Origin of the sequence: Pseudomonas californiensis (assembly GCF_021147775.1) — a bacterium.
GTDB lineage: Bacteria > Pseudomonadota > Gammaproteobacteria > Pseudomonadales > Pseudomonadaceae > Aquipseudomonas > Aquipseudomonas californiensis.
The window spans coordinates 105,035-119,060 of the sequence record NZ_JAGTPK010000007.1 but is presented as its reverse complement, the minus strand read 5'-3'; the positions used below and the strand labels follow the sequence as shown (position 1 = coordinate 119,060).

The 14,026-nt window shown below is 59.6% G+C and carries 12 protein-coding genes; 10 read left to right on the top strand and 2 right to left on the bottom strand.

What is annotated here, in order from left to right:
• Nucleotides 1-120: 120 nt before the first annotated feature.
• The 7 genes from ppc (at nt 121) to KDX37_RS09010 (ending at nt 7,451) form a co-directional block, all read left to right on the top strand.
• Nucleotides 121-2,757, top strand: a complete 2,637-nt coding sequence (gene ppc / locus KDX37_RS09040) for a phosphoenolpyruvate carboxylase (RefSeq protein WP_231652330.1) — start codon at nt 121-123, stop codon at nt 2,755-2,757.
• Between the two features lie 281 nt (nt 2,758-3,038).
• The gene (adk, locus tag KDX37_RS09035) at nt 3,039-3,686 is read left to right on the top strand and encodes an adenylate kinase (RefSeq protein WP_231652329.1); all 648 of its coding nucleotides are present in this window, start codon (nt 3,039-3,041) and stop codon (nt 3,684-3,686) included.
• Between the two features lie 85 nt (nt 3,687-3,771).
• Entirely contained in the window at nt 3,772-4,446 is a 675-nt protein-coding gene (gene tsaB / locus KDX37_RS09030; protein WP_231652328.1) for a tRNA (adenosine(37)-N6)-threonylcarbamoyltransferase complex dimerization subunit type 1 TsaB, read from the top strand.
• Between the two features lie 244 nt (nt 4,447-4,690).
• A complete protein-coding gene (locus KDX37_RS09025; protein ID WP_231652327.1) occupies nt 4,691-5,011 on the top strand; it encodes a hypothetical protein in 321 nt (106 codons plus the stop codon).
• 2 nt (nt 5,012-5,013) lie between these two features.
• Nucleotides 5,014-5,877, top strand: coding sequence for a DUF72 domain-containing protein (locus KDX37_RS09020; protein WP_231652444.1), 864 nt, complete (start codon nt 5,014-5,016; stop codon nt 5,875-5,877).
• 48 nt (nt 5,878-5,925) lie between these two features.
• A complete protein-coding gene (locus KDX37_RS09015; protein ID WP_231652326.1) occupies nt 5,926-6,759 on the top strand; it encodes an isocitrate lyase/PEP mutase family protein in 834 nt (277 codons plus the stop codon).
• A gap of 2 nt (nt 6,760-6,761) precedes the next feature.
• Nucleotides 6,762-7,451: an extensin-like domain-containing protein gene (locus KDX37_RS09010; RefSeq protein WP_231652325.1), complete on the top strand. Its 690-nt coding sequence runs from the start codon at nt 6,762-6,764 to the stop codon at nt 7,449-7,451.
• 74 nt (nt 7,452-7,525) lie between these two features.
• Here the strand turns inward: KDX37_RS09010 and KDX37_RS09005 are convergent, their stop codons facing one another.
• Nucleotides 7,526-8,149, bottom strand: coding sequence for an energy transducer TonB (locus tag KDX37_RS09005; RefSeq protein ID WP_231652324.1), 624 nt, complete (start codon nt 8,147-8,149; stop codon nt 7,526-7,528).
• A gap of 96 nt (nt 8,150-8,245) precedes the next feature.
• Here KDX37_RS09005 and KDX37_RS09000 point away from each other — a divergent pair, with 96 nt between their 5' ends.
• Nucleotides 8,246-9,040: a class I SAM-dependent methyltransferase gene (locus tag KDX37_RS09000; protein WP_231652323.1), complete on the top strand. Its 795-nt coding sequence runs from the start codon at nt 8,246-8,248 to the stop codon at nt 9,038-9,040.
• A 30-nt stretch (nt 9,041-9,070) separates the two neighbouring features.
• Here the strand turns inward: KDX37_RS09000 and KDX37_RS08995 are convergent, their stop codons facing one another.
• Nucleotides 9,071-9,709 (bottom strand): TetR/AcrR family transcriptional regulator, encoded by a 639-nt coding sequence (locus KDX37_RS08995; protein WP_231652322.1) that lies wholly within the window; start codon nt 9,707-9,709, stop codon nt 9,071-9,073.
• A gap of 91 nt (nt 9,710-9,800) precedes the next feature.
• Between KDX37_RS08995 and KDX37_RS08990 the strand changes: the two genes are divergently transcribed.
• Nucleotides 9,801-10,901 carry an efflux RND transporter periplasmic adaptor subunit gene (locus KDX37_RS08990; RefSeq protein ID WP_231652321.1) on the top strand — a complete coding sequence of 367 codons (1,101 nt, stop codon included), beginning with the start codon at nt 9,801-9,803 and terminating at the stop codon, nt 10,899-10,901.
• A gap of 3 nt (nt 10,902-10,904) precedes the next feature.
• The gene (locus tag KDX37_RS08985; protein WP_231652320.1) at nt 10,905-13,970 is read left to right on the top strand and encodes an efflux RND transporter permease subunit; all 3,066 of its coding nucleotides are present in this window, start codon (nt 10,905-10,907) and stop codon (nt 13,968-13,970) included.
• Nucleotides 13,971-14,026 lie beyond the last annotated feature (56 nt).

Genomic DNA, 14,026 nt, shown 5'->3' with positions numbered 1-14,026 from the left:
ATAAGCATTTGTCGCCGCACGGGCTTTGGTGCACTGTTGGTAGAGCGGATTTGAATTGATGTGTTCAGTTCAGGCAAGTGGACACACAACTGAGCCCATATAAAAACCGGGAGAGGAACGATGGCCGATATTGATGCGCGTCTGCGCGAAGACGTTCACCTGCTGGGTGAGCTGCTGGGCAACACCATTCGTGAACAGCGCGGGCCTGATTTTCTCGAAAAGATCGAGCGCATTCGCAAAAGCGCGAAAGCGGGCAGGCGCGGATCTGCGGCAGGCGCCGAGGAGCTCAGCTCAAGCGTCGATGGCCTTGAGGATGACGAGCTGCTGCCGGTAGCGAGGGCTTTCAACCAGTTTCTCAACCTGGCCAACATCGCCGAGCAGTATCAGTTGATGCATCGCCGCGATGATTCGCGGCCGCAACCGTTCGAAACCAGGGTGCTTCCTGAGCTGCTGGATCGCCTCAAGGCGGAAGGCCACACCGCCGATGCGCTGGCCCGCCAACTGGGCAAGCTGGACATCGAACTGGTGCTCACCGCTCACCCGACCGAAGTAGCCCGTCGCACCCTGATTCAGAAGTACGACGCCATCGCTGCGCAATTGGCTGCGCTGGACCACCGGGACCTCAACAGCATCGAGCGTGAGCAGATCACCTCGCGCTTGCAGCGCCTGATCGCCGAGGCCTGGCACACCGAAGAGATCCGACGGATTCGTCCTACCCCGGTCGATGAAGCCAAATGGGGGTTCGCGGTCATCGAACACTCACTGTGGCACGCCATTCCCAACTACCTGCGCAAGGCCGATCACGCGTTGCATGCTGCCACCGGCATGCATTTGCCGCTGGAAGCTGCGCCGATCCGCTTCGCGTCCTGGATGGGCGGCGACAGGGACGGCAACCCGAATGTCACCGCAGCCGTTACCCGTGAAGTCCTGTTGTTGGCGCGCTGGATGGCTGCCGACCTGTACCTGCGTGACGTCGACAACCTGGCTGCGGAACTGTCGATGCAACAGGCCAGCGACGCGCTGCGAGCGAGTGTCGGTGACAGCGCAGAACCTTATCGTGCCGAGCTCAAGCGCCTGCGCGAACGCTTGCGGGCCACGCGCAACTGGGCCAATGCATCGCTGACCGCAGCGCAGCCTGCACCTGAGGCGGTGCTGCATGACAACCGCGAACTGCTTAGGCCGCTGATGCTGTGCTTCCAGTCGCTGCATGAGTGCGGGATGGGCGTGATTGCCGACGGTCCGCTGCTGGACTGCTTGCGTCGTGCCGTCACGTTCGGTCTGTTCCTTGTGCGGCTGGATGTCCGTCAGGATTCCAGTCGTCACTGTGCGGCCATGACGGAAATCACCGACTACCTGGGCCTGGGGCGCTATGAAGAGTGGGACGAGCAGACACGCATCGACTTCCTGCTGCGTGAGCTGAATAACCGCCGTCCGCTGTTGCCGGGTTATTTCAAGCCTGCTGCCGATACCGCAGAGGTACTGGCGACCTGCCGCGAAGTCGCCGCTGCGCCCGCAGCTTCACTGGGCTCCTACGTTATCTCCATGGCCGGGGCCGCATCCGACGTACTCGCCGTGCAACTGTTGCTCAAGGAGTCTGGCCTGCAGCGGCCGATGCGCGTCGTGCCGTTGTTCGAAACGCTGGCGGATCTGGACAACGCCGGCCCGGTGATCGAAACGTTGCTGGGGCTGCCTGGCTACCGCGCACGCTTGCACGGGCCTCAAGAGGTCATGATCGGCTACTCCGACTCGGCCAAGGATGCCGGCACCACGGCTGCAGCCTGGGCTCAGTATCGGGCTCAGGAAACACTGGTGCAGATCTGCCGCGAGCAGCAGGTCGAATTGCTGCTGTTTCACGGCCGCGGCGGGACAGTGGGTCGCGGTGGTGGTCCAGCGCACGCCGCAATTCTGTCGCAGCCGCCAGGATCAGTTTCGGGGCGCTTCCGAACCACCGAGCAGGGCGAGATGATTCGCTTCAAGTTCGGCCTGCCGGAAATCGCCGAGCAGAACCTCAACCTGTATCTGGCTGCGGTTCTGGAGGCGACGTTGCTGCCGCCCCCGCCTCCGGAGCCTGCCTGGCGCACGATGATGGACCAGTTGGCCAGCGACGGCGTGAGCGCCTACCGTGCGGTGGTCAGAGAACATCCCGAGTTCGTCGAGTATTTCCGTCAGGCCACGCCAGAACAGGAACTGGGTCGATTACCGCTGGGCAGTCGTCCCGCGAAACGCCGCGAGGGCGGGGTTGAAAGCCTGCGCGCGATCCCGTGGATCTTCGCCTGGACGCAGACACGCCTGATGCTGCCCGCATGGTTGGGCTGGGAGGCAGCGCTCACCAGGGCGCTGGAACGCGGAGAGGGCGATATGTTGGCTGAGATGCGCGAGCGCTGGCCGTTTTTCAGAACCCGGATCGACATGCTGGAAATGGTCCTGGCCAAAGCGGACACCGATATCGCTCGGCTCTACGACGAGCGTCTGGTGAGCCCTGAGCTGCAACATTTGGGCGCACATTTGCGCGACCTATTGTCGCAGGCGTGCAACGTTGTGCTGGGGCTGACGGGGCAGACTCAACTGTTGGCGCACAGTCCCGAAACGCTGGAGTTCATCAGCTTGCGCAACACCTACCTGGACCCCTTGCACCTGCTTCAGGCTGAACTGCTTTCACGCTCTCGCCACCGCGAGGCGCAGCTGGGCAGCCCTCTGGAACTGGCGCTGCTGGTCTCTGTGGCGGGTATAGCCGCAGGTCTTCGCAATACAGGTTGACGGGGATGCGGCTGCGCGGTTGGCAGCCCGTTTTGATTTCCACGCAGCGAGTAAGGGCTTTACAGGCTAACCTGCCATCCAGGTTGCAGCAGGTCACACCAATCTTTGACCAGGGCGTACAGGGCGGTGCGCCTTGGTTACTGCGACTTTCGGCGGCTTGTGCGGCTACGGTCTGCTGTGTATCTTGATCAACCTTTTGGCCTATTGGCCTGATTTATTTTTTAGATTGGCCGACGAGGCGAATCCAATGATTTTCATATAAAAATTTTAGGAGCATGACGATGCGCGTGATTCTGCTGGGAGCTCCCGGGGCCGGTAAAGGTACTCAGGCAAAATTCATCACTGAAAAGTTTGGCATCCCGCAAGTTTCGACAGGCGACATGCTGCGCGCGGCAGTCAAGGCGGGCACCGAGCTGGGCTTGAAGGCAAAAAGCGTCATGGATTCCGGAGGTCTGGTTTCTGATGACCTGATCATTGGTCTGATCAAGGACCGTCTGGCCGAACCGGACTGTGCGAATGGCGTACTGTTCGACGGTTTCCCACGGACCATTCCTCAGGCAGAAGCACTGCTGAAGGCCGGTCTGGAAATCGATCACGTGGTTGAGATCGCGGTCGACGACGAAGAAATCGTCAAGCGCATGTCTGGCCGTCGTGTTCACGAAGGTTCGGGCCGCACCTACCACGTCATCTTCAATCCGCCAAAAGTCGAAGGCGTCGATGATGTCACTGGTGAGCCATTGTTGCAGCGCAAGGACGACGTCGAAGAAACCGTGCGCCATCGTCTGTCGGTCTACCATTCGCAGACCAAGCCTCTGGTTGAGTTCTACAGCAAGCTGAGCGCGCAGAACGGCAAGCCCAAGTGCAGCCATATTCCGGGTGTCGGCTCGGTTGAAGACATCACTGCCAAGGTGCTCGAAGCACTCAAGTGATGCACGAAGCATCGTCAACAATGGCCCGCTTGCGGGCCATTTGTCATTTATACTGCGCCACTTTTCCATAACGACGGACTCACCGATGACCACCTTGCTGGCCCTGGACACCGCCACTGAAGCCTGCTCGGTCGCTTTGCTGCATGATGGCAAAGTGCTGAGCCATTACGAGGTGATCCCGCGCCTGCATGCCCAGCGTCTGCTGCCCATGATCAAGGACCTGTTGGCGGAGGCGGGTATTGCCCGTTCGGCCATCGACGCGATTGCGTTCGGCCGAGGGCCGGGCGCATTTACCGGTGTACGTATCGCGATCGGTGTGGTTCAGGGGCTGGCCTTTGCGCTGGAGCGTCCAGTGCTGCCAACCTCCAATCTTGCAGTGCTGGCGCAGCGTGCTTATCGCGAGCATGGCGTTTCCCAGGTAGCTTCGGCCATTGATGCTCGAATGGACGAGGTGTATTGGGGCTGTTATAGCGAATCTGTCGGCGAGATGCTTTTGCAGGGCAGCGAAGCGGTCATGGCGCCAGAGCTTGCAGCATTGCCGAAAGGGACGGCAGGTGAATGGTTTGGTGCGGGCACAGGCTGGGGCTATGCAGAGCGCATCCCTGTGGCATTGACCGGGCACGACGCAAGTATGTTGCCGCACGCGCAGGACTTGCTCACGCTGGCGACGTTTGCCTGGAATCGTGGCGAAGCTGTTCCAGCAGACGGTGCGCAACCTGTGTATCTGCGCGATCAGGTTGCAACTCCCAAAGCGCGTTAGATGTTGCCCACATATACCTGTATACCGGGCTGGGACGAGCTCAATGGCCCGGCCCAGAGGCCTGTGCTGTATTAACCTGCGCAGGTCGTGTATCACATTGCCATCTACCGTTTATCGATTTAAAACATTGTGTGTGACTTGTGCTCAAACAATTTGCAATATGTGTGGTCTAGTTATCGTTACCTAATTTGCAAGCATCCGGACTGTAACGTTAAATAGCCACTACAGAAGCCGAGTAACAATAATGCGCATAGACGGACCTTCACCACGCTCCTACCCCATCAAGCGAAAGCCGCAGAAGCGTCCTTCGGTTGTTGAAGGTACCTTCGAGGAAGTCGAGAACGACGCAGATCTTGCTGCGCTGCCTTCTCCTGCGCAAGCGTCGCGCCGTGAGGCTGACGAGCGTCCCATTGGCAGTACCGCCAACGTACCGGCCCGTCCGCAAGACATCATATTCCCTCGCTCCATGAGCACCCGTGTTGCCCACGCCCTGGCCAGTTATCTGACCACGGCCAGTTTTGTGGACTGGGACCTTGAAGTGTCGGGGCTCGATCTGCACGTTTGACAGTGTCCGCTCTGCCTTACTACCTCGGGTGTCCTTCATGGAGCGAGAACGCCTGGCGTCAGTCACTCTATCCAGAAGATGCCCGCTCCACGGACTTCCTGAGTCTTTATGCTCAGGTATTCAACGTCGTCGAAGGCAATACCACGTTTTATGCCCGTCCCGCAGTCTCTACTGTGCAGCGCTGGGCAGAAGTCATGCCTGCCGACTTTCGTTTCACTGCCAAGTTTCCTCGCGACATCAGCCACGATGGCGATTTACGCCAGCAAGTAGGCGCTGCCGAAACATTCATTCGATTATTGGCCCCGCTGGGCAATCGTGTTTCGCCTTACTGGTTACAGTTGCCGGCCAGCTTTACGCCGCAGCGCCTCGCCGAATTGATCGGGTTTATTGACGAGTTGAACGTGCCCCTTGCAGTTGAGGTACGCAACATGGCGTTCTTCATGAAAGGCGATGAAGAGCGCATGCTCAATCGTCTGCTGTTGGACCGTGGCATCGAGCGGGTTTGCCTGGACTCGCGAGCGCTGTTCAGTTGTGTCTCCAGTGACCCTGCCGTCCTGCATGCCCAGTCGAAGAAGCCCAAGTTGCCGCCGCGTCCGGCGGCCTTGACCGATTTTCCTCAGGTACGCTTCATTGGTCGGCCTGAGCTTGAGGCCAACGATCCATTTCTGGTCCAGTGGGTCGAAAAAGTCGCTGTCTGGATCGAAGAGGGCCGCACGCCTTACGTTTTCCTGCATACGCCGGACAACATCAAGGCGCCGGAACTCGCTCGACGCTTTCACGAGCAGTTGTGTGTGCGTTTGCCAGGCTTGCCGCCATTACCTGAACTGGATCGTGGTCCACAAGTGGAGCAGTTGGGCTTGCTCTGAGGTCGATAGGTGTGTGCTTATAGAAAGCCACCCTTGGAGAGCACGCACATGGACTCACAACAACTTCTCAGAGCGCAGACGTTCAAGGCGTTGCACGAACGTGATGGTGCCTTTGTCATCCCTAATCCGTGGGATGCCGGTTCAGCGAAGCTGCTGGCCTCGATGGGCTTCGAGGCGCTGGCGACCACCAGTGCCGGGCTTGCGTTTACACTCGGGCGTGCCGATGCACAAGGGGCGCTCAGCCGCGATGAAACGCTGGCCAATGTCGCCGCGATCGTCGCCGCTACGCCCTTGCCCGTGGCGGCTGATCTGGAAAACTGTTTTGCCGACAGCCCGCAAGGTTGTGCGCAAACGCTGCTTGCTGCTGCCGCGACCGGCATCGTTGGTGGCTCCATCGAGGACGCCACGGGGCAGGCCGATAACCCCATCTATGACTTCGAACTGGCTGTGGAGCGTGTGCGTGCTTCTGCCGCTGCAGTACGCAGTCTGCCGTTCCCGTTCATGCTGACCGCCCGCGCCGAAAACCTGCTGCACGGGCGACTGGACTTCGCTGACACTCTGCGCAGGCTGCAAGCCTATGCGGACGCCGGGGCTGACGTGCTGTATGCGCCGGGCTTGCGCACCCGCGAAGAAATCATCGCCGTGGTGAACGCCGTAGCCCCCAAACCGGTGAATGTACTGATGGGACTGGGCGGCGTGACGCTTTCGGTCGCAGACCTGAGTGAGTGTGGCGTCAAGCGTATCAGTGTCGGTTCTTCACTGGCGCGCGCAGCGCTGGGTGGTCTGCATCGGGCCGCCGAGGAAATCTGTAATTACGGCACCTTCAACTATGCGGGTCAGGCGTTGCCCTTCGATTCACTCAACGATCTGTTCAAGGGTTAGGGATGCGAGTGTTTCTGCTACTGATTGTGCTGTGTGCAGGCGCAGTAATGGCGGTCTGGCGCGGCTGGGTAGAGATCCCTGCGCAATGGAATCCGTGGGCACCGCTGGATGTCAGGGCCGAGCCCAATCTGCTGACGCCTTATAAGCTGGCGCGGCTGCGTGACGATCCTGCGTTGTGCGATCAGGTACTGGATGACTCGGGTCTGCGCTTCAGTCGTCAGGCCGACAGCGATCCTTCCGCCAAATGTCCGCTTGAGAATACATTGCGCGTACTGGGCGGCGACGTGGCGTTGAGCAGCAGCTTTCTGGCGAGTTGTCCGTTGGCCGTGGCGTATGTGTTGTTCGATATCCATACCTTGCAGCCTGCCGCTCAGTCCGTTTTTGGCCAGCGGGTTGCGCGAGTCGACCACCTGGGCAGCTTTGCCTGCCGAAATGTCTATAACCGCGCCAACAGCCGGCTCAGCCAACACGCCACGGCCAACGCGCTCGACATTGCTGGCTTTCGTCTGGCCGATGGTCAGCGCATCAATTTGCTCAAGGACTGGGACAATGCTGGCGACAAGGGACGATTTTTGCGGCTGGTGCGCGATGGCGCGTGCAAAAACTTCAGTACCGTACTGGGACCAGAGTACAACGCGGCGCATCGCAATCATTTTCACATGGACATGGGGCGCTGGCAGGTGTGTCGATAACACCGGGTACCAGAGCTGCAGGCAAGTCCTGACTCAATAGAGAGTGCGATGAAGTATTTGAAAGGCTGTTTGGATCAGGCGGCCATGCGCAGGTTTTGCAGAATCAACGGGCGTGCCCAGACGTTTTCATAATCGAATTGGCGCTGTTGGGTGGCCACGGTTTGCGCATCCAGAGGCAGCGCAGGCTTGTCGGCCAGCTCCCATTCCAGTTCGGCAATCGGCAAGTGCAATGGACGTGGTTGCGGAGCCGGGCCCGGCTCAGCGCCGTCGCTGTAAGTGTGCATCACGGTAGGGCGGACCCAGTGACTTTCGAATTCCAGACCGCGTTGCTGCTCGATCATCTCGGCAATGCTGAACGGTTCGGCAGGCGGCGGTAACAGGTCGAGTTCAAATTCGGCGATCGGCAGGAACAGCGGCTCTGGTGGTTTGACCTCAGTGTCGCTGACAGGGCAATCACGTTGCTCGACAATCTTGCTCAGGGTTTTTGCACCGGCGACAGGTTCGCCGGTTTCAACATCGACTTCCACGCTGGTCGGATGAACCGGGAGCGGTGCGCTTTCACTGACCTGCTCTGCCATCACCCGGGCAAACGCATCCGACCACAGCTGGGTCACACCACCGAGTGTGCGGCTGTTGCGGACGCTAAAGTCGCCTGAGTGCGACAAATAGCCAATGGATGATTGAACAATCTCTGACATAGCGATCAGTACTGACGTTGGGTCTGGCAAAATGCCGGATACTTGGTTATCGGCAGATTTTGCCGATCATTAACAATTTTTGAGTGTGTGGACGTAATGATCGAGCAGCAAGCAGGCAGTCGCATCCGGGTTGAAGCCCTGGCAGTCGGTGGACAGGAACAGGCGGCGCAGTGGGCGCAGCGTCTCGGGTTGCCGCTGCAGGACGATGAGGCTGATTTTGCGCTGCAGGTGACCGACAGCGGCTTGCAGTTACAGCAGTTGAGTGAAGATGCTCCCGGTGCAGTGCGGGTCGACTTTGCCGAGGGTGCCGTGGCCCATCGTCGCCTGTTCGGCGGCGGTACCGGTCAGATGATCGCCAAGGCAGTTGGCATACAGCCCGGAGTGCGTCCCAGCGTTCTGGACGCCACGGCGGGGCTGGGCAAGGATGGGTTCGTGCTGGCAAGTCTGGGGTGCTCGATGAGCCTTATCGAACGCCAGCCGATCATTGCTGCTCTTCTGGAAGACGGCCTGGCTCGCGGCCGTGATGATCATGACGTGGCAGCAATCATTGCCCGGATGCGCTTGTTGACCGGCAACTCTATCGAGCTTATTCGCGGCTGGCAGGACGAAGCGCCTCAGGTCATCTACCTTGACCCGATGTTCCCGCACCGGGAAAAAACCGCACTGGTCAAAAAGGAGATGCGTCTGTTCCGTCCGCTGGTTGGCGACGACATGGACGCACCCGCCTTGCTGGAGGCAGCGCTGGCGCTTGCATCGCACCGCGTGGTGGTCAAGCGTCCTCGCAAGGCTCCGTGCATCGAAGGCCCGAAACCGGGCTACGCGCTGGACGGCAAATCCAGCCGCTATGACGTTTATCCCAAGAAAGCCCTGAAGCCCAAGCCCATCGATTGAGCCAAGCCCTCGCGATACGTCGCCTGTCAGTCAGTTATCGGGCTGATAGGCGCGCATGAACAACGTCACCACTTCCTGCACATGTCGCTCTGCCGCGTTCGCGTCGTGCACTCCGGCACAGCCCACCAGCAGCCTAAAGTTTCGCAGGCCCTTGATCATGCTGAAGAAATGCTCTGCGGCGTGGGCCGGGTAATCGATCCGCAGGCCGCCTGACTTGTGGATATCAGTCAGCACGCTTTCCATTTCGCTGATCAGCCGTTGCGGACCTGCCTCGAAGAAGATTTTTGAAAGCGCAGGGTCCTGGGTGCCAAGGGTGACCATCAAACGGTGCAAATCCAGCGATTCCGGGCTGTTGACCAGCCACTGAAAGGCGCGTCCGATATTCAGCAGTGTGGTCTGGGCGGTGGCGCCTTCCGCCAGACGAAACAGTACTGAAGGCATCTGTTCTTCGCAGCGTGCGATCACTGCAGCGGAAAACAGCGTCTCTTTGTCGTTGAAGTGGCTATACACCGTGAGCTTGGAAACACCTGCCTCGCTGGCAATCGTGTCCATACTGGTGTTGGCGTAGCCGTTGCTCAAGAACAGGTTTTTTGCCGAGTCCAGAATGGCTTTGCGCTTTTCGAGGTCTTTTGGACGTCCGGGGCCGTTGGTCAAGGGAGTCTCAGGCATAAGGGCTTAATAATGTACTGGTGAGTTTGATATTTTTAAATATACTCGCCAGTACAAATATTCCAAGCCTGTTTTCATGAAGGTTCACATCATGTTTCGCGACGCCCTGTCCCTCGCCGTGCCGTTGTGCCTGATTTCCGTCCTGACCGCCTGCGGTCAGGACGTCACGGCCCCTGTGGTCATTCGCCCTGTCATGGTCGTGCAGCCGCTGCCAGCGTCTCAGTCGATGGACAGTTATCCTGGCGAGGTGCGCGCCCGTTATGAGCCAGATCTGGCATTTCGTATCTCGGGCAAGGTGAGCAAGCGGCTTGTCGAAGAGGGTCAGCGGGTCAAGGCAAACCAGCCCTTGGCTGAGCTGGACGCCCAGGACGTGCGGCTGCAACTGGAAGCTTCCCGCGCTCAGGTCGCGGCAGCCGACGCCAATCTGCAACTGGTGCGCTCCGAGCGTGATCGTTACAAAACCCTGCTTGATCGGCAGATGGTCAGCCGCTCGCAATACGACAATGCCGAAAACCTCTATCGCGCAGGCGAGGCCCGGGTCAAGCAGATCAAGGCAGAGCTGACGGTGGCCGACAACCAGACCGGTTACACGGTATTGCGGGCGTCCCAGGACGGCGTGATCGCCAAACGCCTGATCGAGGTGGGCCAAGTGGTGTCAGCCGGGCAAACTGCATTCACTCTGGCCACTGATGGCGAGCGTGAGGTGCTGATCAGCCTGCCTGAGCAGAACTTTGCGCGTTTCAAGACCGGTCAGGCGGTCTCGGTCGAACTGTGGACCTCGCGCGATCAGCGCTTCCCGGGCCGTATCCGTGAGCTGTCACCGTCTGCCGATCCGCGATCACGCACCTTTGCTGCTCGGGTTTCGTTCGCCAGTGGGCAGATCCCAGCCGACCTGGGGCAGAGCGCCAGGGTGTTCATCTCCTCGGACCTCGCGGTGCCGTTGGCCGTGCCGCTCTCTGCATTGACGGCAGAAAACGGAGCAACGTTTGTATGGCGGGTCAGCCCTGACAGCACGGTGACTCGCGTACCAGTGACCGTAGGGCCCTATGGTCAGGAGTCAGTGCCGGTGCTTCAGGGGCTGAAAGAGACTGACTGGGTCGTGGCGGCGGGCGGCTATGTGCTGCGCGAGGGCGAACCTGTTCGTCCAGTGGACCGCAGCAATCGTGCCGTGAAACTGGCCGCCAAGGAGTAGACCATGCGTTTCAATCTTTCCGAATGGGCGCTGCGTCATCGCCAGGTCGTACTGTATCTGATGATCGTGCTGGCCATAGTGGGCGCGGTTTCTTACACCAAGCTTGGGCAAAGCGAAGATCCGCCGTTCACCTTCAAGGCGATGATCATTCGGACCATCTGGCCGGGGGCGAGCGCTGAGGAAGTGGCTCGACAAGTCACCGATCGCATTGAAAAGAAACTCATGGAAACCGGCGAATACGAGCGCATCAGCTCGTTCTCCCGACCAGGCGAATCGACCGTCACGTTCGTTGCGCGGGATTCCATCTTCTCGGCTTATCTGCCCGAACTCTGGTACCAGATCCGCAAGAAGATCGGTGACATCCGTCAGGATCTGCCGCCGGGTATTCAAGGCCCGTTTTTCAACGATGAATTCGGCACCACCTTCGGCAACATTTATGCCCTGACTGGCAAAGGCTTCGATTACGCGGTGCTCAAGGATTACGCCGACCGTATTCAGGTTCAGCTGCAGCGGGTCAAGGACGTCGGCAAGGTCGAGCTGATCGGTCTGCAGGACGAAAAGATCTGGATCGAGCTGTCGAACGTCAAGCTGGCGACCCTCGGGCTGCCGTTGCAGGACGTGCAGCAGGCACTTGAGGCACAGAACGCCGTATCATCCGCCAGCTTCTTCGAAACGCCCAGCGAGCGCATTCAGTTGCGCGTCAGCGGCCGCTTTCAGAGCGTGGACGAAATCCGCAACTTCCCGATTCGGGTCGGTGATCGCACGTTGCGTATCAGTGACCTGGCCGACGTGCATCGGGGTTTCAACGATCCGCCCGCGCCACGCATGCGCTTTATGGACGAAGACGCCATCGGTCTTGCAGTGGCAATGAAAAGCGGCGGCGACATCCTGGTGCTCGGGCGCGCGCTTGAGGCGGAGTTTGCCCGCCTGCAAAAGAACCTGCCTGCCGGCATGCAATTGCGCAAGGTTTCGGATCAGCCCGCTGCGGTGAAAACCGGCGTTGGCGAGTTCATTCAGGTATTGGCCGAAGCGCTGATCATCGTGTTGCTGGTGAGTTTCTTCTCGCTGGGGTTGCGCACCGGGCTGGTGGTCGCACTGGCCATTCCGCTGGTGCTGGCCATGACCTTTGCCACCATGTACTACCTGGGCATCGGCTTGCACAAGATCTCGCTGGGTGCGTTGGTGCTGGCGTTGGGCTTGTTGGTGGACGACGCAATCATTGCTGTCGAGATGATGGCGATCAAGATGGAACAGGGATATGACCGCCTCAAGGCTGCCAGTTTTGCCTGGACCAGCACGGCGTTCCCCATGCTCACCGGTACCCTTATCACCGCAGCCGGTTTCCTGCCGATAGCCACGGCGCAGTCGAGTACCGGTGAATACACGCGCTCGATCTTTCAAGTGGTGACCATTGCCCTGATCGCCTCGTGGATAGCGGCGGTGATGTTCGTCCCTTATCTGGGTGATCGCCTGTTACCTGACCTCGCCAAAAAGCATGCGGCCAAACACGGCTCTCACGCTCCCGATCCTTACGCCACACCCTTCTACAAGCGCGTGCGTGCCCTGGTGGGCTGGTGTGTGCGGCGGCGCAAGACCGTCATCGTGGCGACCGTGGGACTTTTTGTATTGTCGGTGGTGATGTTCAAGTTCGTGCCGCAGCAGTTCTTCCCGGCGTCGGGGCGTCTTGAACTGATGATTGATCTGAAACTGGCGGAAGGTTCGTCACTGACCAACACCGCGGAGCAGGTCAAGCGTCTGGAGCAGATGCTCAAGGGGCATGAGGGCATCGACAACTACGTGGCGTATGTCGGCACCGGTTCGCCGCGTTATTACCTGCCGCTGGATCAGCAATTGCCAGCACCGAGCTTTGCGCAATTTGTAGTACTGACACGCAGTATCGAAGAGCGCGAGGCACTGCGCACCTGGTTGATCAGTCATCTCAATGAGCAATTCCCGACGCTGCGTTCACGGGTGACGCGTCTGGAAAACGGCCCGCCTGTGGGTTATCCAGTCCAGTTTCGGGTGACGGGTGAGCACATTGAGGTTGTCCGAGAGCTGGCGCGCAAGGTCCGTGAAAAGGTGCGTGAAAATCCGCATGTGTCCAATGTCCATCTGGACTGGGAAGAGCCAAGCAAGGTCGTACACCTGAACATTGATCAGGACCGCGCGCGGGCCCTGGGGGTGACCACGGCAGACCTTTCGGCTTTCCTGCGTAATTCACTGACCGGTTCGACCGTCAGCCAGTATCGGGAAGACGATGAGCTGGTCGACATCATGCTGCGGGGCACTCGCAACGAGCGCGAGCAACTCCAGGCGCTGTCCAGCCTGGCGGTGCCGACGCAAAACGGCACCAGCGTTGCGCTCTCTCAAGTCGCGACGCTGGACTACGGCTTTGAAGAAGGTGTGATCTGGCACCGCAATCGCCTGCCAAGCGTGACGGTGCGTGCTGACATCTATGGCAAGGAGCAGCCGGCGACGCTGGTGAGCCAGATCATGCCGACCCTGGCGTCGGTGCGTGCCGAGCTGCCGGACGGTTATCTGCTTGAAGTCGGCGGTACGGTTGAGGACTCGGCACGCGGCCAGAACTCGGTTAATGCCGGCATGCCGTTATTTCTGGTAGTGGTGCTGACCTTGCTGATGATTCAACTGCGCAGTTTCTCGCGGATGTTGATGGTGTTCATCACCGCGCCGCTTGGCCTGATCGGCGTGACGCTGTTTCTGCTGATCTTCAATCAGCCATTTGGCTTCGTGGCAATGCTGGGCACCATTGCGCTGTCGGGAATGATCATGCGCAACTCGGTCATCCTGGTGGATCAGATCGAGCAGGATATCGCCGGGGGGCTGAGCCAATGGGAGGCCGTTATCGAGGCGACCGTGCGACGTTTCCGGCCAATCGTGTTGACGGCCCTGGCCGCGGTGCTCGCCATGATTCCGCTGTCGCGCAGCCTGTTCTTTGGCCCGATGGCGGTGGCGATCATGGGTGGGCTGATCGTTGCCACTGCGCTGACCCTGTTGTTCCTGCCTGCGTTGTATGCGGCCTGGTTCAGGGTCAAGAAGGTCGAGGCTTGAGCTGAGGCGTGCACCCGGCACGCCGCCAGCGCCTGGTTGATGTTCGTGCCCCGTTC